This is a genomic window from Actinophytocola sediminis (genome assembly GCF_054779715.1).
This window is the reverse complement of sequence record NZ_BAAGXS010000165.1, coordinates 13,070-36,678: the sequence shown is the minus strand read 5'-3', so window position 1 is coordinate 36,678 and position 23,609 is coordinate 13,070. Positions and strand designations below refer to the sequence as shown.

Below are 23,609 nucleotides of genomic sequence, written 5' to 3'. Positions count from 1 at the left end.
GCCATGACGTCATCGCTGGCACTGACCGGGGGACTGGTCGTCGACGGCACCGGCGCGCCCGGCCGGATCGCCACCGTGCTCGTCGCCGACGGCCGGATCGCCGCCATCGACGGCGATCCGCCGGCCGACGCGCGCCGGGTCGACGTGACCGGCCGGGTCGTCTGCCCCGGCTTCGTCGACCTGCACACCCACTCCGACCTGACGCTGCTGTCGGACCCGCGCGCGCTGAGCAAGGTGCACCAGGGCGTCACCACCGAGGTGGTCGGCAACTGCGGTCTCGGGGTCACCGGGCCGCGGACCGCCGACCTGCGCGCCGCGGTCAGCTACCTCGACCTGGACCCGGCCGTGCGCTGGACCTGGCGGGACCTGCCCGGCTACCTCGACGCGCTCACCGCCGCCGGGCCAGGGCTGAACGTCGCCACGCTCGTCGGGCATCTGGTGCTGCACGCCGGTGTCTGCGGGTTCACCGACCGGCCGGCCACCCCGGCCGAGCTGGACACCCTGTGCGGGCTGCTGGCCGACGCGCTGGCCGGGGGCGCGGTCGGCCTGTCCACCGGGTTGATCTACGCGCCGCTGCCGTTCGTGCGTGCCGAGGAACTGCTGGCGCTGGCCGAGGTCACCTCGGCGGCCGGCAAGATCTTCACGTGGCACGTGCGCAGCTACGAGGACGCGCTGGTCGACTCCGTCGCCCAGGCGATCGCGGTGGCCAGGGAAACCGGTTGCCGCACCCAGATCTCGCACCTGGCGGCGGTCGGGCGGCGCAACTGGGGCGCGGTGCGCCGGGCACTGGACCTGGTCGACGCGGCCAACGCCGACGGCTGTTCGGTCGGCGTCGACAGCTACCCCTACCTGCACGGCAACGCGCCCCTGGCCCAACTGCTGCCGGCCTGGGCACAGGAGGGCGGCCCCGGCACCTGGGTGCCCACGATGCGTGACCCCCGGGTCCGGGCGCGGATCAGCGACGCCTGGCAGGACCGGCCGACGACCTGGGCCGACGTCACGATCAGCTGGACGGCCCGTCCGTCGGCCGCCGTCGGGCACACCGTCGCCGACCTCGCGGGCGCGGAGGCGGTGCTCGACCTGCTCGCCGAGTTCGGCACCGGCGTGCTGATGACCGTCGGCGGGCGCAGCGAGGAGGACCTGCGTACCGTGCTCGGCCACCCGAGCGCGGTCGTCGCCTCCGACGGGCTGGCCATCGACCCGGCCGGCGTCACCGGCGCGGGCCTGGCCCACCCGCGCGGCTACGGCTGTTTCCCGCGCTACCTCGCCCGGTACGCCGAGAACCTGCCGGACGCGATCCGCCGGTGCACCGCCGCGCCCGCCGCCAGGATCGGGCTCACCGACCGCGGCGTGCTGCGCGCGGGGGCGCCGGCCGACATCGTGGTCTTCGACCCCACCCGGCTCACCGACCGCGCCACCTTCGCCCAACCGCACCAGTTCGCGGCCGGCATCGACCTGGTGCTGGTGAACGGGACGGTCACAGTCGAGCGCGGCGCGCACACCGGCCAGCGCGCGGGCCACGTCCTGCGGACCTGACGGGCCAACGCCCTGAATGGGCCATTTGGGACGCTCACCGTCCCGAATGAGGCATTCAGGGCGTTCGGACTTAGCCTGCGGTATGCGAATTCGGGAGTTCGGCGACGACGACTGGCCGCAGGTGTGGGAGATCGTGCGCGAGGTGGTCCGGGCGCGGGAGACCTTCACCTACGACCCGGAGCTGACTGCCGACCAGGCGCGCCAGATCTGGGTCGTCACGCCACCGGGCGCCACGATCGTCACGGTCGACGGCGACCGGGTGGTGGGCACCGCGCACCTGGCCACCAATCGGCCCGGCCCTGGCGCACACGTGTCGACGGCGAGCTTCATGGTCGCCGCCGACGCGCGCGGCCGGGGTGTCGGCCGGGCGATGGTCGAGTACGCGCTGGACTGGGCGCGGGCCCTCGGCTACGCCGGCATGCAGTTCAACGCGGTGGCCGAGAGCAACCACGCCGCCGTCGAGCTGTACAAACGGCTCGGCTTCAGCGTGATCGGCACCGTGCCCGGCGCGTTCGAGCACCCCACGCTCGGCCGGGTCGGCCTGCACGTCATGTATCACCAGTTCTGAGCACCACGCTCGGCTCGGTCGCCGGTTTGCCGACCGAGTAGACCCAGGTGTCGAACACGGCGGCCAGCGACCGGCCGGCCACCCGCTCGGCGTGGGCGACGAAGTCCTCGGTGCTCGCGTCGCCGTCCTTGTTCGCCAGCGTCCAGCCGCGCAGGATCGCCAGGAACGTCTCGTCGCCGACGGTGACCCGCAGGTTCTGCAACGCCATCGCGCCACGGTGGTAGATGGCCGACGCGGCCGGGTGCGGGGCACCGTAGGGCGGCGGCTCGGCGACCGCGACCGACCAGATCCCGTCCTCGGCCGGGTACTGGTCGTACCGCGCCTTGGCCATGGCCGCGGCGCTGGCCTCACCGTTGTCCTCCGACCAGAGGTACTCGGCGTAGGTGGAGAAGCCCTCGTTGAGCCAGGCGTCGCGCCACTGGTGGACCGAGACCGAGTTGCCGAACCACTGGTGGGCCAGCTCGTGCAGCACCACCGGCACGGCGGTGCCGTTGCCGAAGTAGTTGTCCCCGACGAACGGCCTTGCCTGGGTCTCCAGCCCGCCGGCCCTGGCGGTGAGCACGCCGCCCTGTGCCTCGAACGGGTAGGGCCCGAACTTCGACGCCAGAAAGTCGACCAGTTCCGGGGTGCGCTCGAAGCTCGCCTCGGCGGCCGCGCGGTTGACGGTGTTCTTCTCGTAGGCGGTGATGAACTGCTGGCCGTTGGGCGCGGTCTGGTGGTGGATGTCGAAGTCGCCGATCACGCTGGAGGCGAGATAGGTGGCCCGCTGGCTGGTGCTGCGCCAGTTCCAGCGCGTCCAGCCGTCCGGCAGTTGTTCGGTGCGCAGGAACAGGCCGCCGGAGATGAACTGCAGACCGGGCGGCACCGCCATCGACACGTCGTAGGTCGCCTTGTCCGACGGGTGGTCGTTGCTGGGGAACCACCAGGTCGCGATGTGCGGCTCGCCGGCGATCAGCACGCCGTTGGCGTCCGGGCGCCAGGCCTGTTTGTCGTAGCGGGTGTACTTGGCGGGGTTGTCGCGGTACTTCACCACGACCAGCAACCGGCTGCCGTCGGCCACCGGCGATGCCGGGCGCACCACCAGTTCGCCGTTGTCCTGCGAGGTGAACTCGGCGGGCGCGTTGTTCACCAGCACGGCCGATGGCGCCAGCAGGAAGTCGAGGTTGAACCGCGTCAGGTCCTGGGTGGCCGTGGCCAGGATCGTGGTGGTGCCCCACAACTCGCCGGACGACGGGTCGTAGCTCAGCCGCAGGTCGTAGTGTCCGACGTCGTAGCCGCCGTTGCCGTCCAACGGGAAGTACGGATCGCCGACACCGGGTGCGCCGATGGTGTCGGCGGCGCTCGCGGGTGCGGCCGTCAGCGCGGCCACCACCCCAATCGCAACAAGGACAGCGCCAAGCCTGGCCGGTAAATGCATGCGCACAGATTACGTTGTGGATCACCCGACCGGGGCGCGATGAGTTTGACCGGGGGCGGCGACCGCGCGTAGTGTCCGATTGTTAACTGTTCGTAGCTTAATGTCCGAAAGGTCAACTTCATGGGTCTGTTCGACGCTGTCCGGGAGAAAGCTGCCGAGTTGCTGGGCGGTGCCAGTGAGAAGGTCAGCGAGCTGACCGGCGCCGAGTTGCCGAACGCGGAGGCGGTGACCGACCAGGTGTCGCAGACCGCCGACACCGCCGTCGAGTCGGCGCAGGGCGGGATCGACGGCGCGACCGACACCGTGACCGGAGCCGCCGAGGGCGTGACCGGCGTTGCCGACGGCGTGACCGGTGCCGCCGAGGGCTTCACCGGTGCCGCCTCGGACACCGTGACCGGTGCGGTCGACGGGGTCACCGGCGCCGCCTCGGAAGCGGTGGAGCCCTACCGGCCCTGACCGCCATGACGACCGGCGGCCGGGTTCACGTCCGGCCGCACGCCGTTGCACCCCAATGAGCTGGCCAGAGGCGTAGGGTGTTAGCTCCGTCTGCTGTTCACTCGGGGGAGTCATGGCATCGCCAGCGGTCACTCGGCGCGCGCTGCTGCGCGCGGCGCTTCTCGGCCCGGTGGCCGGGGTGGCCGCCGGTTGTACCGGGCTGTCCCGTGCGGTCGGTTTCGGCGACGTCGTCCGGGTCGCGGTCAGCTGGAGTGCGACCGAACTCGCGGCGTTCCAACGGGTTCTCGGCCAACGCGCCGAGGACTGCGAGCTGATCCCGCTCGGCGACGACATCGACGCCGCGCTCGGGGCCAACCCGACCGGGCGGCCGGACCTGGTCGCGTTGCCGCAACCCAAGCTGGTGCGCGGCAACCTCGACCGGCTGGCGCCGGTGCCCGACGATGTGTGGAACCAGGGCTACGACGACTTCTGGGCGCGGCAACTGCCCCCGGAGGGCGGCGAACGCCACGCCGTCCCGTTCAAGGTCGGACACTCCTCGGTCGTCTGGTACCGGCGCGGCCTGTTCGCCGAACACGGCCTGTCGCCGCCACGGACCTGGGTCGACTGGCTCGGCCTGAACGAGCGGATCACCGAGCTGACCGACGTCGCGCCGCTCGCGCTCGGCGGGGCCGACGGCTGGCTGTTGGCCCGGTTCTTCGAGAACGTGCTGTTGCGTAACTTCGACGGCGCCTACCACGCGATCGTCGCGGGGGAGCGCGGTGCGTGGAGCGCGCGGGACGTGCTGTCCGCGTTCGCCATGGTGGCCACGATGTGGGGTGCGCCGGGAGCGCTCGCCGGGGGCGCGGAGCGGGCGCTGGTCGCGCAGTTCCCGGACGCGGTGCTGAAGGTGTTCGGTGACCACCAGGCGGCGATGGTGCTCGCGCCGGACTTCGCCGAGTCGGTGATCCGCGCGTTCGACGTGTTCGACGACGACGTCGGCACGTTCACCTTCCCGGCCATGCCCGGCCTGGAGCGGCGGCTGGTGGTCAGCGGCGATCTGCTCGTGCTGACCGCGCCGGCCAGCGAGCAGGCGCGGAGCCTGCTGCGTTATCTGTCCACTTCGGACGCCCCGGTGCCGTGGATCAGGGACACCGGCGGGTTCATCGCGGCCAACCCGGGGACCGACCCGAGCCACTACAGCCCGGTCACGCGCGCGCTGGCGGGGGACCTGCGCGACCACCAGCTCGAGTTCGGACTGTCCGACCGGGTGGCACTGGGCGGTGTGCTCGAGGAGGTCCTGCAGGACCTGCTGCGCGCGCTGGCCGCCGACACCGACCCGACCGCCGCGGCCATCACCGCCGCGGCCGCCATGTCCGACGCCGAGAAGTCCGCGTCATGACCCCGCCGGGCCGCGGTGAGCGGCGGTGGGGGAGGTGAGCATGGAGGTTCGGGGACAGGGTGGGCTGCGGCTGGAGGTCGCGGGGCGGGAGATCACCGGTGGGCTGCGGCCGCCGAGCGGCCGTGGCGGGTGGAGCTACGTGCTCGGGCTGCCGGCGCTCGCGCTGCTGGTCCTGCTCATGGTGCCGATGGTGTGGACGCTGGTCTGGGCGCTGTCCGCGCCGTGGGGGGTCGGCAACTTCGTCGACCTCCTGCGGGATCCGGACGCGCGCGCCGCCGCCTGGCACAGCGTCCTGTGGGTCGGCATCGGACTGGTGCTGATCGCCACCGGTTACGTGATCGCGGTGCTGAGCAGGCTGGTCAACCGGCTGTGGCGGGTCCTGCTCTACCTGATGATCCTGCCGTTCGGGGTGTCGGCGATGGTCTCCGGCGCGGTCTTTCGGATGATCTTCGACCCGAGCCGGGAACGCGGCGTGGCGAGCGCGCTGTTCGGCGGGGTCGTCTGGCTCGGCCCGGACATGATCTGGTGGGTGCTCGGGCTCGCGTTCGCCTGGTCCTGGCTGGGGTTCGTCGTCGTACTGTTCCGCGCGGGGCTGGACGCCAACGCCGGTCTCGGCCACCGGGTCGGCAGGCTGCGCCTGCCCCGCGCCGGTCCGATCACCTCGATCGTCGTGCTGACCGTGCTGGTGGCCGCGATCCGGGTGTTCGACCTGGTGCTGATCGCGGCACCGGACTCCATCGCCAAGGACGTCAACGTCATCGGCGTGCTGTGGTGGCGGATGACGACCGACTCGACCGCCACCGGCGCCCCGGCCGCCCTCGCGGTGCTGCTGTTCGCCGTCGTCGCCGTGCTGAGCCTGTTCGGCACGCGGGGCATCGGCCGGGGCAACCCGCCGGACCCGGTGCCGATGACCGGGCCGGCCTCGGAGCGGACCCGGTGGTGGAGCTGGGTCATCGGCCTGGTCGTCGGGGTGGTGTGGGTGTTGCCGCTGGTGGTGCTGGTGGCCACCGCACTGCACGACCCGGCAGCCGCCGGCAGCGCGGGCTGGTGGCGACTGGAGGGCCTCGGGCTCGACTCGTTCGTCGCGGTCGCGGGGACGTGGTTGTGGCCGGCACTGGCCGGCAGCCTGTCCATCGCGGTGCCGGCCACCCTGCTCGTGGTGGCCTGTGCGGTGCCGGCGGCCTACCTGCTGACCTGGCGGTTGCCCATGCGCACCGCACGCGCGCTGACCGTGTTGCTCGGCGTGCTCGCGGTGGCGCCGGTGCAGCTCTACGCCGGCCCGCTGAGCGAGCTGTTCGCCGGCTCCCGCGCCGCGCTCGCGCTCGTGCACGCCGCCGCCGGCCTGCCGTTCGCGACGCTGGTGCTGCGTGCCGCGTTCGCCGCCGCGCCGAGAACGGGCACCGACGTCCGCCCCGCGCTGGACGCGGTGTGGCGGCGCGGTCGCTACCGGCCGGCGCTGGTCGCGGTGACCGTGCTGGAGTTCGTGTTGGTGTGGAACGACTTCATCGTCAGCTTCCTGATCTCCGGGCCGGCCGGCAGCCCGTTGGCCCGGTTGTTGTGGGGCGAGGCACGCCAGTTCGCCACCTCGTCGGGCACGGTCGCCGCCGGTGCGGTGGTGTCCGCGCTGATCCCGGTCGCCATCCTGTTGGTCACCTGGCGGACCGTGGTCACCGGGCTGACCGGCGAGACGGTCAGGTAGTCGCCATGGGCCGCGACCGCAGGATGGTCAACCGCGTCAAGGTCTCACTGACGCTCACGGTCACCTGGATCCTCGCCAGCGTGACGTCCGGCCAGCTCGGCGAGCAGGCCAGCCAGTCCTGGTTCGGCCGGGTGATCGGACCACTGCTGCTGCCGGTGGGATCGGTGGTCGTGGTGGTCGCCGGTGCGGTCCTGGCGATCCACTGGTTGTGGGAACACCGCCGCCGCAGGCCGGAGGAGATCGAGGAGCGCCGGCCGCCGCCGATCGCCCCGCTGGCCTGGTATCCGCCGGCCTACGAGCTGTTCGGCCGTCGGGACGAACTGGCGCAGGCGCGGGAGCGGGTGCTGGGCACCGGCGTGGCCGTGCTGGCCGGTGTGCGGGACATGGGCACCACCGCGGTCGCCGAGCACCTGACCCAGTGGCTGGTCACCGACCAGCACGCCCGCCGGGTCTACCGGTTCGACCTGCGCAGCCGCTCGACCAGCGAGCCGGACGGCCCGGCCGCGGCCGCGGCGCGCATCGTGGCCGCGTTCGGCATCGGCGAGCCGGCCGACGACACCGACGAGGTGCTGCGCCGCGCGGCGCGGCGGCTGCTCGAGGTACTGCCGGCGGAGCCGGTGGTCCTGTTGCTGGACAACGTGTCCACGCCCGAGCAGGTGGCGTGGCTGGTGCGGGAGTGGCCGGCCGGTGGCTGGCCGAGGCTGGTAATCGCCGGCGACATCTCGGTCGGCGACGCCGCCGAGCACCGCACGGTGCGGGTCGCCGAGCTGGCGCTGGTCCACCTGCGCGAGATCTGGGACGCGGAGCTCGACCTGCCGGAATCCGTCGTGCGCCAACGAGTCGCCGAACTGCTGCGCAGGCTGGGTGGCCGGGTGACCGACGACCCGGTCGCCGCGCTGCTCGCCGCCTGCGCCGGGCGGCCGCGCGCGGTGAAGGCGCTCGCCCAGGAGATCCGCCGGCTCAGCAGCGGGTCAACGGCCGAGGAGGTCGTGCGCCGGATGCACGACGATCTGCGGGCAGCCGGTCCGGTCATCGGGCCGCTCGAACGGGTGTGGACCGCGATCCTGGACAACATCCACGACGGGATGTCCAGCCAGGCGGTGTGGCTGCTGCGCGCGCTGGCCGAGCTGCCGGTCACCGGCATCACCCGGGGTGCGGTGGCGGTGATCGTCGAGGCCGGTGACCAGGTCCCGGCGGCGGGCGACGCGCTGGCGCCGCTGACGGAGCTGCGACTGCGCAACCTGGTGCAGGAGCAGGGCGGGCGCTACCGGCTGCCACAGGAGATCCGCAGGCCGCTGGTGCGCACCGGCGACCAGGAGGACCGGCGCGCGGCGGCGTTGCGCGCGGTGCCGGCACTGGTGGGCTACTTCGCCGGCTACGTCGAGGAATGGGCCGGCCGGCTGGACGTCGACACGAACACCGCGCGAACGTGGTTCCGCAACTCCGAGCCGTCGCTGCGGCCGCTGTTCGACCAGGACTTCTACGGTGACGCCGTGCTGCTCGACCTGGTGTTCGCCGATCTGTGCGTGATCGCCGACGGGCTGGACAACTGGTATGTGCGCGAGCAGCGGTCCCACAGTCAGCTGGGGGTCAACCGGGGACTGTACGAGCTGGCGCTGCGGGTGCGGCGCGAGGATGTCGCCGCGCTCGCGGCGAACCGGATCGCCGCCGCGCACCGCCTGGCCCGGCGGTTCGGGGACACCACCGCATGGCTGGACATCGCGCAGTCACACGCCAAGTCCACTGACGACCGGACCAGGGCCGAGCTTGAGGCCCGCGAGCGGGTCGAGCGCGCGCTGCTGGCCGCGTCCGGTCCCGAGCCGGACACCGAGGCGATCGGCGAGGCGATGGCCGGGTTGGCGACCCTGCGCGCCGCCGGCCGGCGGCTGCCGGGACACGCCGTGCGGCTGGTCAACCTCGGCGTGCTGGCCATTCTCGGCGAGCGGCCGGGCGAGGCGCTGGAATGCCTGCGGGAGGCGGAGAAGGTCGCCCGCGACGCGCGCGACACCGGCAGCGAGGCGCACAGCGTCGAGCTGCAGGGCACCGCGCTCGCGATGCGGGACGGCCAGCTGGTCGCCGCCGTCCGCTGCTGGCAGCGCGCGCGGACGATCTTCGGTCGCATCGGGGAGAACGCCGGCGAGGCTCGGTGCCTGGTGAACCTCGCCGCCGCGGCACTGAACGACGTGCGGCTGGCCGGCCTGCTGCGGTTCGGCAGGCCGACCCCACTGTCCACACGCGACGCCGCGGCGGTCGTGCTACCCCTGCTGGAACGCGCGAAGGCGTTGCGCACCGGCCAGCCGGGTACCGACCTGATCGACCACTACCTCGACCAGGCAAGGCAAGCCGCGCACCGCACGTGACCTCACCGCACCGACGGCATCGGTTCGGCGCTGCCGCGCTGCCCCTCATGCGTGGTGCGCAGCAACGCGTGCAGGTCGACCGCCTCGCCCATCGCGCGGTAGCCGGCGTCCGATGGGTGCAGGTTGTCACCGGAGTCGTAGGGCGGGTTGATCCGCTGCGGGTCGGCCGGGTCGCGCACCACCCGGTCGAAGTCGATCACCCCGTCGAACGCGTCGCTCGTGCGGATGAACTCGTTCACGGCCTGCCGCACGCTCTCCCGCTCCTCGTTGTAGGAGCTCCGGCCCTTGAACGGCGTGATCGTGCCGACGATCACCCGCAGCCCCTGCGCGTGTGCCTGCGCGGCGATCTGGCGCAGGGCGAGCTTGAGCGTCTCCGGGTCGGGGTGCTCCAGGTTGTTGATGTCGTTGATGCCCTCCAGCACGATCACCGTGCGCGCCCCGGACGTGGTGAGCATGTCCCTGGACAGCCTGGCGAACGCGTTCGGCCCGCCGATCGCGGTGCCGGTGCCGCTGTTCAGGAGCCGGTTGCCGCTGATGCCGCTGTTCACCACGCTGAGCCTGGTCGGTCCTGGCGCGGCGGCCAGCCGGTCGGCCAGCACATCCGGCCACCGCAGGTTCGCGCTGGTCGTGGACCTGTCGCCGTCGGTGATCGAGTCGCCGAAGGTCACCACCGCGCCGTAGGCCGACGGTGCCCTGACCTCCACCGCGGTGACGTAGTGCCAGGCCGTGGTCTCCTGGGTGAACGCGCTGCCGCGGACGTCCGCGGTGTGGTCGCCGCCGGTGGTGAGGAACGAGGTCTGGTAGGCGCGCGGGTGCTCGGTCACCGGGCCGGACGGCTCCGGCGTGTGCACGCTCACCAGCAGGTTCCCGTCGGCGGGCACGGTGAGCGCGATCGGGTCGCTGAGCACCTCGCCGCCGACCGGGATGGTCACCGACGGCAGGCCGCCGAAGGTCGCCCGGCGCATCGTGCCGGGGACCGCGTCCGGCGCGTCGGGCCTCGCGGCCACCGCCAGCGTCACCCCGCCCAGCAGCACCGGCGCGGTGCCCAGCGCGTTGGACAGCCGCACGCGGGCCCCGTGACCACCGATGCTGGTGTGCACGACGTTGCGGAACGAGTGGTCGGCCAGGCCCTGGTCGGTGTCGGGCGTGGTGCGTGCCATGGCCGTCTGCCAGGTGCCGACCCAGGTGTCGGTCGGGCGGCCGTCAAGCTCGTTGAGGTCGACGGCCCTGGCCATCGCCTGGTACCCGGCGTCCTTGGGGTGCAGGTGGTCGCCGGAGTCGTACTCGGCGAGCAGCCGGTTGGGCACCACGGGATCGCGCAGCGCCGCGTCGAAGTCGACCACCGCGTCGAACGCGCCGCCGTGGCGGATGAAGTCGTTGACCGCCTGCCGCACGCCTTCCAGTTCCTCGGTGTAGTTGCTCGACCCGGCGAACGGGGTGAGCGTGCCGCCGATGACGCGCAGTCCCTTGGCCTTGACCTGGGTGGCGATCTGCTGGAGCGCGGCGATGATCGGCTCCGGCTCGTGGTGCTGTGGCTGGCCGCCGATGTCGTTGATGCCCAACAGGACCACCACCGAACGCGCGCCGGTCGCGGTCAGCACGTCCCGGTCCAGTCTGGACAGTGCGTTGGGGTTCCAGGTGCTGTTGAGCAGCCGGTTGGAGCTGATGCCGGCGTTGAGCACGCCGAGCCTGGTCGGCCCCGGCTGGTCGGCCAGCCGGTTGGCCAGGAAGTCCGGCCAGCGGTGGTTGGCGTTGCGGATGGAGTTGTTCCCGTCGGTGATCGAGTCGCCGAAGGTGACCACCGCGCCCCGCGCCGGCCCGCCGAGCACGTCGACCCCGGCGACGTAGGGCCAGAAGGTGATCGGCTCGGTGAACGCCGTGCCCGCCTCGGCCGCGGCGTGGTTGCCGGCGCCGGACACGTACGAGGTCTGGTTGGCGACCTGGTGGAAGGTGACCGGACCGCCCGGCTCCGGGGTGAACACACTGATCAGCAGGTCACCGTCGGCGGGGACGGCGAGCGAGACCGGGTCGCTGAGCGCCTTGCCGCCCGCCGGGATGGTGACCGCCGGCGAGCCGCCGAAGGTGAGCGCGCGCATGGTGTTGGGCACCGCGTCCGGGGAGTTGGGCGCCTTCGCGACCGCGACAGTCACCGCGTCCATCCGGGTGGCGGCGGTGCCCAGGACGTTGGTCAGCGAGACCCGCACGGCCGTGCCGCCGACGCTGGTGTGCACCACGTTGCGGACCGTCCGGTCGACATAGCCGGTCGGCAGGTCGGGCACGGTGCCGGATGCCGACGAGGCCCAGGTGCCGACCCAACTCGCCGGCGACGCGGCCTGGTCGGCCGGCTGGTCGGCGGCGGCCGGCAGGCCGGGCAGCAACGACAGCACGACGGCAGCGGTCAACGTCATCCTTCGGACATGGGACATGGGATCTCCTCGCGGTCGTGATCACCGCGAACGAGTTGACCCGCCGACCCCGGCCGTCGTCAACGGTTGTCCTGTTTTCTGTCCGGTCACCGGCTGCGGCGTGGCATTGTCGTCGTCATGTCTGTGGAACTGATCCGGGCCAGCGGTCTGACCGATGCTGTCCCGTATGCCTACGCCTCGGTGGTTCCCGCCGGTGCCCGGCTGGTGCACACCGCCGGCGCGTGTCCGATCGACGAGCACGACCGGGTTGTGGCGCTCGGTGACGTCGCCGGGCAGGCCGGGCAGGTCATGGACAACCTTGAGGTGGCGCTGCGGGCGGCCGGCGCCGCGCTGACAGACGTCGTGCGGACGGCCGTCTACGTCGCGAGCACCGACCAGGCGGACCTCGTCACCGCCTGGAACGTGGTGCGCGAGCGGTTCGGCGACCACGACGCGCCGAGCACCTTGCTGGGCGTCACGGTTCTCGGCTACCGGGGCCAGCTGGTCGAGGTCGACGCCGTCGCCGTAACGAGGTGATCTCATCAAGGTTGACGTCCGTGCTCGGTCGACCGGAGGCAAGACGGCATCGCCTGGTCCGTGTGACGGCAACCGCTGGTCACGACGTGGGGTGGACGCGGCGGGTTCGCGGTGGTCGACCGGCTACGCTTGGTGCTGCTGCAGTGGGGTGGACTGCCGAGGAGTGATCATGGGCCAAGAGAGCGACCGCGTGCCAACTCGCGGCGAGTCGGCACGCGAGGCGCATACGGAGAAACGGCCCGCCAAACCGAACGTGAAATTCCGAACCGCACGTGAGGCAACACCTTCCACGACGACGCCCGGCTACAGCATGAGCCGAGCAGAGTTGGCCGAAGCGGTAAACGAACATTTGTGGCGCACGACAAACAAACAGTATGCGTCTCTCGACGCGCGGGCCATCGGTCGATATGAACGAGGCGAGATTCAATGGCCGACCGCCCTGTATCGCACTGCCCTTCGTGCAGTCCTCGGCGCATCAACCGATGCGGATATCGGGTTCTACCCCATTCGCCGAAAGGGAATCACGGCACGCGCCCGTATTGAGCCAACGACGGCTCCCGTGAAAGAGGAAACCGGACCGGAGGAAATAAGCGGACAGGAGATAGATTTGCTGCGTAGGCGCGAATTTATAGGGGCCGCCGCCGGAGGCCTCTTGGGTATGTCGCCTGTCTTCCACCCCGATCTGCAGTTCAATGCAGGCGAATCCGATGTTCGCTACCTACTTGACCGAACGGCTCGCCTTCGTCGGCTAGACAATTACCTGGGCGGACGCGATACATATCAAACGTATCTTTCGGAGTTGACATCCACGATCGAATATGTGCGAACCGTCAGCACGAAACCGAGCATTCGGGTCAAGCTGGTCGGTGTGCTTGCCGAGCAAGCGCAGCTAACGGGCTGGGCCGCATTTGACGCAGGAATGCACGTCGAAGCAAAGAGCCACTATCGCGATAGCTTGGATGCCGCCAGGCAGGCAAACGATGCCGCACTGGCCGGGAACGCCATGGCATTTCTTGCCTACCAAGAAGTAAGTGTCGCGTCTCCCAATGTCGAACTTGCCGAAGCCTCGTTCGCCGCAGCCGAAAAGGATGCGACTCCGCGTGTACGAGCACTTCTTCTCGAGCGAAAGGCATGGACCTATGCCGTCGCAAAAGACCGCCGCGCCACCGAGCGGGCGCTAAATGCGGCGCGAATTGCGCTTCAGGAGAAGTCCAGCAGGCAAGAGCCTGATTGGGTGTTCTGGGTCGACGAGAACGAAATCGATATCATGACCGGGCGCTGTTGGGCGGAGTTGGGTCACCCGTCAAAGTCCATACCGACTCTAGAAAAGGCCCTCATGTGCTTCGATGACACACATGCACGTGATAAGGCTCTTTATGCAACGTGGTTGGCGCACGCCCTGATCGACAACAAAGAGATCGAGCGCGCGACTGCGACAACACTGGAATGTATTGACCTGGCAAAAGGTGTTGCATCCGTTCGGCCGAATAATCGCATCAGTGGCGTGCTCCATCGACTTAGGGAACATCGGGCACTGCCTTTTGTTAATGGGATTTTTGAGCGGGTCCAAGGTTGAACTGTCCCGGATCATTCTTTGGTGCCAACCGTGCGGTCAAGCCATGAGTTGTATGCGTCCGTTCCGCCGATCATTTCTGTCGCGGTGACTTCGGGATTATCCCACGGATGAATATCTAGCAGATGCTCTCGCAACTCGGCGTACCTGCTGGCAGCAGTCTTAAGAATTACCACCCATTCTTTTCCCTCTTCGAGTCGGCCGAGATGCCAGAACACGGAAATAACAGGCCCGCGCACCTGTGCACTTGCCGCAAAACGCTTTTCCACAGCGGATCGAGCGATGCGCACCGCAGTTTCTTGAGCGTCAGCGACGGTCGTAACTTGCAGATAGGAGGGCATGCAATGAATCGTACTCCCCGTGGCGACCTATTACCGCGCTGGTGCTCATTACACATGATTCGCGCTGGACGCGCCGGTGCGCACCGACCGGTCGTTCGTGATCGAGGCGGGGGTGGCTGGCGTCCAGCTGCACTGAGCCAGCCGGGGGATGATCCCCCAGCGGGGCGGGAAGTTGGGCACACTGGAAGCCATGGGTAACTCAACCGCCACCCTGCCGTCCTACGACCTGCTCGATGCACCGGACCCGTTGGCCCAGCTGCTCGAGATCAGCGCGCGGTCGCCGCTGAGCCGGGTCCCCGCGCTCGGCGCGTACCTGGTCACCGGGCACGAGCACGTGTTGGCGGCGCTGCGCGACGACGGCCTGGCGGCGACCACCGCGACCCGGGTGTTCGACCGGCTCCCCCGTCGGCGCGGGAGGCGCTGGCGCCGCTTCGACTGTCGGTCGACATGTGGATGGGGCACACCACCCCGGAGGGCCACCACCGGTTCCAGCAACTGCTCAAGCGCTACTTCACCCCGGCGACGGTCAACGGTCTCCGGCCACAGATGCGGGCGCTGACCGGTGAGCTGCTCGACGCGGTGGCCGACCAGGGCCGGATGGAGGTGCTGGCCGACCTGGCCTATCCGTTCCCGGCCAACGTCATCGCGGACATGTTCGGCATGCCGGCCGCCGACCGGCACCGGCTGCGCGCGTGGTCAAAACACATCGGCGCGGTGTTCCAGAACCTGGACCTCGACGAGTTGCTGGTCAGCCAGGACAGCGTGCTGGAGATGCAGGACTACCTGCGCGAGATCGTGGCTGACCGCCGCGACCACCCGCGCGATGACCTGATCAGCATGTTCGTCGACGCGGAGCGGCGCGGGGTGGTGACCGAGGACGAGATCGTGGCCAACTGCGTGCTGTTGCTGTTCGCCGGGCACGAGACGACCGCGAACCTGATCGGCCGGGGCCTGAACATGCTGATGGCCCACCCGGACCAGTTCGCGTTGCTCAAGTCCCGCCCTGGTCTGACCAGGTACGCGATCGAGGAGATGCTGCGCTGCGCCGGTCCGGTCACCTCGGTCATCCGCAAGTCGATCGAACCGGTGACCGTCGCCGGCCACGATCTGCCGGCGGGGGAGACCATGCACCTCGCGGTGTACTCGGCCAACCACGATCCGGCGGTGTTCGCGGACCCGATGCGGTTCGACATCACCCGCAAGAACAACCGGCACCTGGCGTTCGGCATGGGCGGGTTCTACTGCCTCGGCGCCGCGCTGGCCAGGGCCGAGTCCGAGGAGTGCTTCCGGCTGCTGTTCGACCGGTATCCCGACCTGCGCCCGGCTGCCGACGAGGCGCCGGTGGTGGTGCCCACCAGGCCATTCGGTAACCGGTTGGAGTCCTTGCCGGTGGAGTTCTGACCTTCGAACTGTCGGTGCCCGGGTGCAGGATGCGGGCATGACCGTTACCGGACGTCTGGAAGGCGCCGCGCTCGACGCGGCGGACATCGAACGACTCGCCACGTTCTACGCCGAGCTGACCGGCTGGCGCACCGTGCGCCAGGTGCCCGACTGGATCACGCTGCGCGCCGGCGACGGCCAGGAGGTCGCGTTCCAACGCGCGCCCGACCACGTCGCGCCGAAGTGGCCCGGCCAGGACCTGCCCCAGCAGGTCCACCTCGACCTGCAGGTGAGTGGGCGAGAAGTGGCCGCGCGGCGGGCGGTGGAGCTCGGCGCGACCAGGCTCGCCGACGGGGACACCTGGGTGACCCTCGCCGACCCGGCCGGCCACCCGTTCGATCTGTGCGAGCGCGCGGACGTCGGCGAGGAGCTGGTGCTGTTCGCGGTGACCATCGACGCGCCGGACGCGGTCGGCCTGGCCCGCTTCTACGCCGCGCTGCTGGGCATGGAGCTCACCTACGAGGGGCCGGAGGGCGCGCTGATCACCGACGGCACTCGCAACGTGATGTTCCAGCAGATCGCCGAGTACACCCCGCCACGCTGGCCGGACCCGACCGCGCCGCAACAGGCCCACCTCGACATCCTCGTCGACGACCTGGACACCGGCCAGGCCCGCGCGCTCGAGCTGGGCGCCACCGGGCTCCCCGGCGGGGGCGAGACCTTTCGCGTCTTCGCCGACCCGGCCGGGCACCCGTTCTGCCTGACGGTTTAGCGAGTTACCCGGCGGTGCCGACAGGTTCGACCCGGTGGGGCACCGTTGCCCGGCTATCCGGCGGTGGCGAGACCCTTCGTGTCCTCGCCGACTCGACCAGGTGCCGGGTCCGTCTCGCGATCCAGCGGGGCCGGCCGTGCCCGGCCGGGGATGAACGCGGCCACCACGATCGCGCCGACCGCCGCGGTGGCGCCGATGGCCATGATCAGCCGGAAGCCGTCCTGGGACGGCACCGCGGTGGTGCCGAACGTGGTGGTCAGCTGGGCGAGGATCACCCCGGCGACCGCGCTGGAGGTGGCGGTGCCGATGGCGCGCATGAGTGTGTTGAGGCTGTTGGCCGCCGCCGTCTCGGACACCGGCACGGCCGACATGATCAGCGCGGGCATCGCGCCGTAGGACAGGCCGACTCCCGCCCCGATCACACAGGAGACCAGGACCAGCTGCCAGACCGTCGACAACAACCCGATGCCCAGCGCGTAGCCGGTGGCGACCACCGCGGCGCCGATCATCAGCGTGATCTTGGGTCCCCTGGTCCGCGAGATGTACGCCGACAGCGGCGCCATCGCCATCATGATCAACCCGTTGGGCGCCATCACCAGACCGACGGCCAGCATGGTCTGGCCGAGGCCGTAGCCGGTCTCCGCCGGCAGCAGCAGCAACTGCGGGATCACCAGCGCCATCGCGAACATCGCGAACCCGAACACCACGGACGCGAGGTTGGTGAGCAGCACCTGCCGACGGGCGGTGGTGCGCAGGTCGACCAGCGGCCGGCTGGTGCGCAGCTCCCACCAGCCCCACACCAGCAGCACCAGGACCGCGGCGGCGAACAGCCCGGTGGTCAGGCCGCTGGTCCAGCCCCAGGTGGCGCCCTGGGAGATCGCCAGCAGCAGGCACAGCAGCGCGACCGACAGCCCACCGGCGCCCACGACGTCGAAGCGGCCGCCGCTGCGCACCGGGGACTCCGGCACGAGCACGAACACCAGCAGGGTGACCAGCAGCCCGATCCCACCGGCCGCCCAGAACAGCACGTGCCAGTCGGCGCGCTCGGCGATGAAGGTGGCCGCCGGCAGGCCAAGCGCGCCGCCGACCCCGAGGGAGGCGCTCATCAGCGCGGTGGACGCGCCGAGCCGTTCGGCGGGCAGCTCGTCGCGCATGATGCTGATACCCAGTGCGATCACCCCGCCGGCCAGGCCCTGCAGCGCCCGGCCGATGATCATCGGGAGGAGCGAGTCGGCCATCGCGCACACGATCGAGCCGACCACCAGCACGGCCAGGCTGACCAGCAGCATCCGCCGCTTGCCGTACATGTCGCCGAGCCTGCCGACGACCGGCGTCGCGATCGCGCTGGCCAGCAGGGTCGAGGTGATCACCCAGGCGGCGTTGGCGGCCGAGGTGTCGAGTAACCGGGGGAACTCGGGAGCGAGCGGGATGACCAGGGTCTGCATCAGCGAGACCACGATGCCCGCGAAGGCCAGGACCCCGACGACGGTGTTCGCTTTCGGCACGGACCTGGTGGGGGCGTGGGGCATGGGCGGTGGCCTCCGGGGGAATGTCCGATTTTAAATCAGATGCGTTACGAATCGTACCCGGAGGCGGTCAAGCCGCGATCAACCGCGGGGCGGGACCCGGCGACGCCGGGTCCCGCCGCCAGCTCAACCCAGTGGCTGGATCCAGATGTCGCGGTACCGCACGGTGTTGCCGTGATCCTGCAACCGGATGGCGCCGGTCGACGGGGACTCGGGGATGCTGCCCCCGGTGACCCCGTCGATGGCGACGTCGTCGTGCACGACCGTGCCGTTCCACCGCACCGTGACCCTGGCGTCCTCGGTCTTGTTCCCGGCCGCGTCGTACCTGGCGGCCCGGAACACGATGTCATAGGTCTGCCAGGTCTCCGGCGCGGTCGCCATGTTCACGTCCGGCGCCTTCTTGGTGTAGATGGCGCCCGCCTCGTTGTCGGCCAGCGTCGTGTCCCCGTAGGAGTCGAGGATCTGCACCTCGTAGCGCTCCTGCAGGTAGACCCCGCTGTTGCCGCGGTCCTGGCCGGTCACCTCCGGCGGCAGCAGCGGCACCCGGAACTCGGCGTGCAGCCGGAAGTCGCCGAAGGTCTCCTTGGTGCGCAGGTCGCCGCAGCAGACCTCCATCACGCCGCCGGGCAGCGTCGGCCAACTCGCCGCGCGTCCGTCGGTGTGCTGCCACTCGGACTGGTCGGTGCCGCGGAACAGGGTGATCCGTTCCCCCGGCTCGCGGACGGTGATCAGGTCGAGGTTGACGTGCCCGGTGTCGCCTTCGTCGACCCGGTACTCGATCGTGTTGACGCCCTTGCGCAGCCGCAGTTTCTCGGTCTTGGACGCCCACTGTTGCCAGGTCACCGTGGTCGGCAGGACGGTCTGGCGCACCTTGGCGCCGTTGACGTACACGCTCACGGTCTTGTCGCCGGCGAACGGGTTCGGCCCGTTGGCGTAGCGCAGGGCCACGTTGTAGGTGCCGGGATCGTCCACGGTGACGTGCATCCTGGCGGACGCGCCCTGGTTGCCGAACTGGTCGACGAACCCGATGCCCGAGTAGCCGGGGTGTTCGGTGTCCAGGCCGGCGCCGCCCTCCCGGTTGCCCTCCTCGACCTCGTAGAACACCTGGCGCCTGGTCGGTCCCGGCAGCGCGTTGAGCGTGTACCAGGCCTCGGTGCTCCACAGCTCCTGGCCGCCCTCGGCGGCGAACGGGCGCGGCGAGCGCAGGTGCACGACGCGGTCGGGCTTGAGCCCGTCGACCTTCAGGGTCACCGACCTGCGGTCGCGGGACACCTCGGCGGCGGTGACCGTCAGCGTCTGCTCGTCCACCTTGGGGCCGCCGTAGGCCTCGGTCGGCACGTAACGCCACTGCTCGAGCTGGTAGGCCTTGGCCGGGTCGGCGGTCAGGGTGGCGATCGTCTCGGCCGACAGCGGCTGGGTGTAGCTGATCCGGAAGCCGTCCCCGGTGACGTTCATCGACTTCATGTCGAAGGCGGTGGCGCCGTTGGGGGTGAGCTTCTGCAGGCCGTACTTGAGCTTGCCCTCCTGGCCCCAGTTGCCGTCCGCGCCGAGACCCGCGACGTAGATCGCGCCGTCTGGGCCGACGGTGGTCTCGGTGATGCCCGACTCCAGGCCCTGGGTGTGCCGGAACAGCGCGCCCTGGTACTCGCCCTTGACCTTCTCCAGCGCGGCGCGCTGCAGCCCGCCGTAGGTGACGTCGCCGATCAGCAGCTGGCCCTTGAACGGCCCGGACCGCAGGGTGATCGGGGTGCTTGGCGAGTTCGCGATCTCGTTCTGCGGCATCCACAGCACCGGCTTGGTGACCTGGTTGGCGTCGAAGGGGCCGTCGGGATTGGTGTAGTGGTTGAAGAACCGGTCCCGCTTGACGTGCACCAGCTTCGAGGCCGGCAGCCAGCCGCCCTGGTTGTCGGTCACGAACAGCTCGTTGTGCGGGCCCCAGCCGAGGCCGTGCGGGGTGCGCAGGCCACCGGCGACGTAGCTGACCTTCCCGGTCGCCCGGTTCACCACGATGCTGGTGCCCCGGTTCTCCGCCGGCTGCGGGTCGGTGGTCGCGCCGCCGTAGTTGATCGCCACCGACAGGTTCAGGTAGAAGTTCCCGTCGCGGTAGAGCAGGCCGAAGGCGAACTCGTGGAAGTTGCCGCTGAACGGCCAGGTGGCCACGGTGTTGTACTCGTCGGCCACGTCGTCGCCGTCGAGGTCCTTCAGTTCGGTGAGCTCGTGTTTCTGGGAGACGTAGATCGTCCCGTCGACCACCGCGAGGCCCATCGGCTCCTGCAGCCCGGTGGCCACCCTGGTGTAGGTGACCTTGCTCGGGTCGGTGGTGCCGGTGACGTTGTCCAGCAGGTAGACCTCGCCGACGGAGGTGAGGCTGTCGCCCCAGGTGGCGATGGCCAGCCGGCCGTCGTCGGTCCAGTCCATGCCGGACACCTGGGGCTGGAAGCCGTCGGGCCGCAGGTCGGTCAGCGTGTAGCCGGGGTTGACGTCCTGGAGCGGCAGGCCGTCGCCGGGGGTGTCGTTCGTGCCCTCGCACTCCTTGCGGCCGGGGGCGGTCACCCGGACCACGTCGGCGTCGGTGCTCAGCACGGTGTTGGGCACGACCTCGAAGTCCGCGGCTCCCGGTGGCCGCCAGCCCAGCTGGAGCACCTGCTCGCCGCCGACCTCGAAGAACTCGGTGCGCAACGCGTGGTAGCCGGCGGTCAGGGTGACCGCGCCGTCCTTTGGCGCGGCGGCGTGCCGGCCGTCGTGGTCGATGACCAGTTGGTCGTCGATGTAGAGCCGGGAGCCGTCGTCGCTGGTCAGGCGGAAGGTGTAGGTGCCGTCGGCCGGGATGTCGATGTTGGCGATGGCGTGGGTGACGAAGTTGCTCTCCAGGCCGAAGTCCTCGACGGTGCTCCAGTCGATGGTCGGCATCAGCTTGTCGACGTTGGGGGTCTGGCCCGCCTTGAGGGTGCACAGCTCCAGCAGCGGGACCTGCACGTCGAACGTGCGCAGGGTGACGCCGGGTTCCTGAGGTGGCAGGTCGGGAGGTTGGGCCGAGGCCGATGGCGCGGTGATGGCCGACAGCGAGCCGAGGATGGCGACGCAGAGCAGGCTGATCAGGCCTCTTCTGGGTCGGCGACGCGACCGTGACTGCATTCTTCCTCCTTGAAGAGCGGCGAGCGCGCACGTCCCTTACCGAACGTGAGCACCCCGTCGCCTCGACATCTTTCCGCCATTTCGGCGAAACCTCCAGCATCTTTTGTTCTGATCAGACCAACTTTCGACTTTGAAAATCATAAGTCTCACACGTGGTGGCGAATGGACACGCAGCGTGAGTGGAAATTGTGGGTCAATCGGCCGCCACGAACCCGGTGTGCCTTTTTCTGACCGACCGTCGTGTCAGCCAGTCGGTGGGGGAGGAGCGGACCGATGGAGCTGACCGGGGATCGCCGGGCGCCGATCCGGAGGGGGCGGCGCCCGGCGCGCGAAGTCAGCCGTTCTTGGCGCGGCGGCGCAGCGACCACATCTGCGAACCGCGCTCCAGCTCCAACGCCGCCGGCCAGGACACCCCCGGCGGGTCCAACTCGGCGCGCATCGAGCCGAGCACCCGCCGGGACAGCTCGGGGTCGCGCGCGGCCGCGGCGGCCAGCTCCCGCGCCCGCGCGTCCACCGCCTCGGCGTCCACGGCCTCCCACGCCAGCCCGAGCTGGGCCGCGCGGGTGCCGGACACCTCGGCGCCGAACAGCCCGATCGCGGCCGCCGCCTCCCGCCCGACCAGGCGGCCGAGCAGCGTGAAGTGCCCGCCGCCGGGGTGGATGCCGATCCGGGTGAAGCCGGCGATGATCCGCGCGTCGGTGGCCACGATCCGCAGGTCGGTGGCCAGCAGCAGGTTCACCCCGGCGCCGACCGCGGCGCCCTGGACGGCGGCGATCGTGGGCACCGGCAGCGACCCGACCCGCACGAACGCGTCGTAGACCGCGCCAAGCTCGGCGAAGCGCTCCGGGTCGGCCGGGTCCTCTCCGGCGCGGGCCAGCACCTCCCGCTCGGCGCCGGAGCAGAACGTGCCGCCCCCGCCGCGCACGATCACCGCCCCGACCTCCTGGTCGGCCGCCACCTGGTCGCAGACCTCGACGAGTTGGCGGGACGAGGTCGGGTTGAGCGCGTTGCGGGTCGGTGGCGAGTCGATGGTGATCGTGGCGATCCCGTCGGCGACAGCGAGGTCGATGGTCATCGGTGGTGCGCACCCTTCCTGGTGACGAGAGTGGACGGACACCATCGTCACCCGCGTGCCCTTCACGCTGGTCAGTGGGGTGTCGCCGGCCGGGCGCACCCCACTGACCGCCGTCGGTCAGCCGGTCGGCGGCACGCGTTGGAAGCCGACCCGGTACAGCTCGCCGGTGCGGTCGGTGACCGCGTACAGCTCACCGGACCGGTCCTGGGCGAACGAGCTCACCTGCGCCGGGAACGCGCCGATCGCCGCGCTGTCATGGGAACCGTCCCGGTTCGCGCGCACCGCCCACGCGGTGCCGGCGCAGTAGTCGGTCGCCACGTAGGTGCCGCCGGCGAGCCGGTCGTACCGGTGGCCGCGGTAGACGTGCCCGCCGATCACCGCGCAGCCCTCCACCCCGGTCTGGTAGTGGAAGACCGGGTCGGTGTAATCGGCCTCCGGCGCGCAGCGTTCGGCGTTGAACACCGCCGGGCCCTCCTTGCACGACCAGCCGAAGTTCACCCCGCCGTCGGCCCTGCCGGTGTGGTTGATCTCCTCGAACGTGCCCTGGCCGACGTCGGCCAGCCACAGCGCGCCGTCGCGCGCGTCGAAGGAGAACCGCCACGGGTTGCGCAGGCCGTAGGCCCAGATCTCCGGTAGGGCACCGGGCGTGCCGACGAACGGGTTGCTCCTCGGCACGCAGTAGGGGAGCGCGCCGCAGGCGCGGCTCACGTCCAGCCGCAGCACCTTGCCGAGCAACGTGCCCAGGTTCTGGCCGGTGGCCTGGGGATCCCCGCCGCTTCCGCCGTCGCCGAGGCTCCAGTACAGGTAGCCGTCGCGGCCGAACGCGAGCTGGCCGCCGTTGTGGTTGGCGAACTGGGCGTGCTCCTGGGTGAGCAGCACCTGTTCCGCGCTCGGGTCGCCGAGCGGCACCCGGGACAGGGTCAGTGCCCCGTCCGGCAGGCTGGTGTACGCGACGTACACCTGCGCGGTGTGCCGGAAGTCGGGGGCGGGCGCGATGCCGAGCAGTCCGCGCTCGTTGGCGACGCTGTTGACCCGGTCGCGCAGATCGAGTGCCGGCTCGGCGGCCAGCCCGGTCCTCGGGTCGAACACCCGGACCGTGCCGGCCTTCTCGGCGATCAGGATCCGGCCGGCGTGGTCGTCGAGTCCGGCCATCGCGACCGGGCGGACCAGCCCGGACGCGACCTGGGTGGTCGCCACCCGCAGTTGGTCGAGAGGTACGTCGTGCCGAGCGCCGGCGGCGGTCTCGGCGGCGGTCGCCGAGACCGTTACGGAGATCATGGCGGGCAGCAGAGCGGCCACCGCGAGCGCGCGGCCTGCCCGTCTGAGTCCTGACATTCCAGCTCCTCTACTTCTCCTTCGGGGACACAGCGCGGGGTCTTACGCGTGCGGACGGTGAACGGTTCAGTGGTGATGTTAAAAATTTGCTTACAAAACGTCGCGCCAGTGTGTTG

At 70.6% G+C, this 23,609-nt stretch carries 18 protein-coding genes; 11 read left to right on the top strand and 7 right to left on the bottom strand.

Annotated elements, in window-relative coordinates; translation table 11 throughout:
- Positions 1-3: 3 nt before the first annotated feature.
- Positions 4-1,536 carry an N-acyl-D-amino-acid deacylase family protein gene (locus ACYVIP_RS45470; protein ID WP_460407569.1) on the top strand — a complete coding sequence of 511 codons (1,533 nt, stop codon included), beginning with the start codon at positions 4-6 and terminating at the stop codon, positions 1,534-1,536.
- An 82-nt stretch (positions 1,537-1,618) separates the two neighbouring features.
- The gene (locus ACYVIP_RS45465) at positions 1,619-2,104 is read left to right on the top strand and encodes a GNAT family N-acetyltransferase (RefSeq protein WP_460407567.1); all 486 of its coding nucleotides are present in this window, start codon (positions 1,619-1,621) and stop codon (positions 2,102-2,104) included.
- Here the strand turns inward: ACYVIP_RS45465 and ACYVIP_RS45460 are convergent.
- Positions 2,085-3,473: a M1 family metallopeptidase gene (locus ACYVIP_RS45460; RefSeq protein WP_460407565.1), complete on the bottom strand. Its 1,389-nt coding sequence runs from the start codon at positions 3,471-3,473 to the stop codon at positions 2,085-2,087. The two genes, ACYVIP_RS45465 and ACYVIP_RS45460, sit on opposite strands and share 20 nt — an antisense overlap.
- A 168-nt stretch (positions 3,474-3,641) precedes the next feature.
- Here ACYVIP_RS45460 and ACYVIP_RS45455 point away from each other — a divergent pair, with 168 nt between their 5' ends.
- From ACYVIP_RS45455 to ACYVIP_RS45440, 4 genes are all read left to right on the top strand, one after another.
- Entirely contained in the window at positions 3,642-3,977 is a 336-nt protein-coding gene (locus ACYVIP_RS45455; RefSeq protein ID WP_460407563.1) for a hypothetical protein, read from the top strand.
- Between the two features lie 112 nt (positions 3,978-4,089).
- Positions 4,090-5,355, top strand: a complete 1,266-nt coding sequence (locus tag ACYVIP_RS45450; RefSeq protein ID WP_460407561.1) for an ABC transporter substrate-binding protein — start codon at positions 4,090-4,092, stop codon at positions 5,353-5,355.
- 40 nt (positions 5,356-5,395) lie between these two features.
- Positions 5,396-7,054: a hypothetical protein gene (locus ACYVIP_RS45445; RefSeq protein WP_460407559.1), complete on the top strand. Its 1,659-nt coding sequence runs from the start codon at positions 5,396-5,398 to the stop codon at positions 7,052-7,054.
- Between the two features lie 5 nt (positions 7,055-7,059).
- Positions 7,060-9,414 (top strand): hypothetical protein, encoded by a 2,355-nt coding sequence (locus ACYVIP_RS45440; protein WP_460407557.1) that lies wholly within the window; start codon positions 7,060-7,062, stop codon positions 9,412-9,414.
- Between the two features lie 2 nt (positions 9,415-9,416).
- Here the strand turns inward: ACYVIP_RS45440 and ACYVIP_RS45435 are convergent, their stop codons facing one another.
- Positions 9,417-11,840: an SGNH/GDSL hydrolase family protein gene (locus ACYVIP_RS45435; RefSeq protein WP_460407555.1), complete on the bottom strand. Its 2,424-nt coding sequence runs from the start codon at positions 11,838-11,840 to the stop codon at positions 9,417-9,419.
- A 117-nt stretch (positions 11,841-11,957) separates the two neighbouring features.
- Here ACYVIP_RS45435 and ACYVIP_RS45430 point away from each other — a divergent pair, with 117 nt between their 5' ends.
- Both ACYVIP_RS45430 and ACYVIP_RS45425 read left to right on the top strand, forming a co-directional pair.
- Positions 11,958-12,356: a RidA family protein gene (locus ACYVIP_RS45430; RefSeq protein WP_460407554.1), complete on the top strand. Its 399-nt coding sequence runs from the start codon at positions 11,958-11,960 to the stop codon at positions 12,354-12,356.
- A gap of 169 nt (positions 12,357-12,525) precedes the next feature.
- Positions 12,526-13,932, top strand: a complete 1,407-nt coding sequence (locus ACYVIP_RS45425; protein ID WP_460407552.1) for a hypothetical protein — start codon at positions 12,526-12,528, stop codon at positions 13,930-13,932.
- 11 nt (positions 13,933-13,943) lie between these two features.
- On the opposite strand, the gene cutA is transcribed toward ACYVIP_RS45425, so the two are convergent.
- Complete coding sequence (gene cutA, locus ACYVIP_RS45420; protein ID WP_460407550.1) at positions 13,944-14,270, bottom strand: divalent-cation tolerance protein CutA; 327 nt, start codon at positions 14,268-14,270, stop codon at positions 13,944-13,946.
- 190 nt (positions 14,271-14,460) lie between these two features.
- Here cutA and ACYVIP_RS45415 point away from each other — a divergent pair, with 190 nt between their 5' ends.
- From ACYVIP_RS45415 to ACYVIP_RS45405, 3 genes are read left to right on the top strand one after another with little or no spacing between them, the layout of a single operon-like run.
- Positions 14,461-14,829 (top strand): hypothetical protein, encoded by a 369-nt coding sequence (locus ACYVIP_RS45415; RefSeq protein ID WP_460407548.1) that lies wholly within the window; start codon positions 14,461-14,463, stop codon positions 14,827-14,829.
- Complete coding sequence (locus ACYVIP_RS45410) at positions 14,718-15,671, top strand: cytochrome P450 (RefSeq protein WP_460407547.1); 954 nt, start codon at positions 14,718-14,720, stop codon at positions 15,669-15,671. The genes ACYVIP_RS45415 and ACYVIP_RS45410 overlap by 112 nt, the downstream gene beginning before the upstream one ends.
- Positions 15,672-15,708: 37 nt before the next feature.
- The gene (locus ACYVIP_RS45405; protein WP_460407545.1) at positions 15,709-16,422 is read left to right on the top strand and encodes a VOC family protein; all 714 of its coding nucleotides are present in this window, start codon (positions 15,709-15,711) and stop codon (positions 16,420-16,422) included.
- A gap of 53 nt (positions 16,423-16,475) precedes the next feature.
- Here the strand turns inward: ACYVIP_RS45405 and ACYVIP_RS45400 are convergent, their stop codons facing one another.
- The 4 genes from ACYVIP_RS45400 to ACYVIP_RS45385 form a co-directional block, all read right to left on the bottom strand.
- On the bottom strand, positions 16,476-17,951 hold the full coding sequence (locus ACYVIP_RS45400) for an MFS transporter (RefSeq protein WP_460407543.1): 1,476 nt from the start codon (positions 17,949-17,951) through the stop codon (positions 16,476-16,478).
- Positions 17,952-18,074: 123 nt separating this feature from the next.
- Complete coding sequence (locus tag ACYVIP_RS45395) at positions 18,075-21,083, bottom strand: family 16 glycoside hydrolase (protein WP_460407542.1); 3,009 nt, start codon at positions 21,081-21,083, stop codon at positions 18,075-18,077.
- A gap of 334 nt (positions 21,084-21,417) precedes the next feature.
- A complete protein-coding gene (locus tag ACYVIP_RS45390) occupies positions 21,418-22,158 on the bottom strand; it encodes an enoyl-CoA hydratase-related protein (protein ID WP_460407540.1) in 741 nt (246 codons plus the stop codon).
- Between the two features lie 117 nt (positions 22,159-22,275).
- Positions 22,276-23,493: a PQQ-dependent sugar dehydrogenase gene (locus tag ACYVIP_RS45385; protein ID WP_460407539.1), complete on the bottom strand. Its 1,218-nt coding sequence runs from the start codon at positions 23,491-23,493 to the stop codon at positions 22,276-22,278.
- Positions 23,494-23,609: the final 116 nt, after the last annotated feature.

Excerpts from the sequence above, each read along its gene's own strand:
- ACYVIP_RS45400 (WP_460407543.1), bottom strand. The coding sequence starts at position 17,951 with ATGCCCCACGCCCCCACCAGGTCCGTGCCGAAAGCGAACACCGTCGTC.
- ACYVIP_RS45430 (WP_460407554.1), top strand. The coding sequence starts at position 11,958 with ATGTCTGTGGAACTGATCCGGGCCAGCGGTCTGACCGATGCTGTCCCG.
- ACYVIP_RS45405 (WP_460407545.1), top strand. The coding sequence starts at position 15,709 with ATGACCGTTACCGGACGTCTGGAAGGCGCCGCGCTCGACGCGGCGGAC.
- cutA (WP_460407550.1), bottom strand. The coding sequence starts at position 14,270 with ATGCCCTCCTATCTGCAAGTTACGACCGTCGCTGACGCTCAAGAAACT.
- ACYVIP_RS45455 (WP_460407563.1), top strand. The coding sequence starts at position 3,642 with ATGGGTCTGTTCGACGCTGTCCGGGAGAAAGCTGCCGAGTTGCTGGGC.
- ACYVIP_RS45435 (WP_460407555.1), bottom strand. The coding sequence starts at position 11,840 with ATGTCCCATGTCCGAAGGATGACGTTGACCGCTGCCGTCGTGCTGTCG.
- ACYVIP_RS45440 (WP_460407557.1), top strand. The coding sequence starts at position 7,060 with ATGGGCCGCGACCGCAGGATGGTCAACCGCGTCAAGGTCTCACTGACG.
- ACYVIP_RS45410 (WP_460407547.1), top strand. The coding sequence starts at position 14,718 with ATGTGGATGGGGCACACCACCCCGGAGGGCCACCACCGGTTCCAGCAA.
- ACYVIP_RS45395 (WP_460407542.1), bottom strand. The coding sequence starts at position 21,083 with ATGCAGTCACGGTCGCGTCGCCGACCCAGAAGAGGCCTGATCAGCCTG.
- ACYVIP_RS45470 (WP_460407569.1), top strand. The coding sequence starts at position 4 with ATGACGTCATCGCTGGCACTGACCGGGGGACTGGTCGTCGACGGCACC.
- ACYVIP_RS45450 (WP_460407561.1), top strand. The coding sequence starts at position 4,090 with ATGGCATCGCCAGCGGTCACTCGGCGCGCGCTGCTGCGCGCGGCGCTT.
- ACYVIP_RS45415 (WP_460407548.1), top strand. The coding sequence starts at position 14,461 with ATGGGTAACTCAACCGCCACCCTGCCGTCCTACGACCTGCTCGATGCA.
- ACYVIP_RS45390 (WP_460407540.1), bottom strand. The coding sequence starts at position 22,158 with ATGACCATCGACCTCGCTGTCGCCGACGGGATCGCCACGATCACCATC.
- ACYVIP_RS45465 (WP_460407567.1), top strand. The coding sequence starts at position 1,619 with ATGCGAATTCGGGAGTTCGGCGACGACGACTGGCCGCAGGTGTGGGAG.
- ACYVIP_RS45445 (WP_460407559.1), top strand. The coding sequence starts at position 5,396 with ATGGAGGTTCGGGGACAGGGTGGGCTGCGGCTGGAGGTCGCGGGGCGG.
- ACYVIP_RS45385 (WP_460407539.1), bottom strand. The coding sequence starts at position 23,493 with ATGTCAGGACTCAGACGGGCAGGCCGCGCGCTCGCGGTGGCCGCTCTG.
- ACYVIP_RS45425 (WP_460407552.1), top strand. The coding sequence starts at position 12,526 with ATGGGCCAAGAGAGCGACCGCGTGCCAACTCGCGGCGAGTCGGCACGC.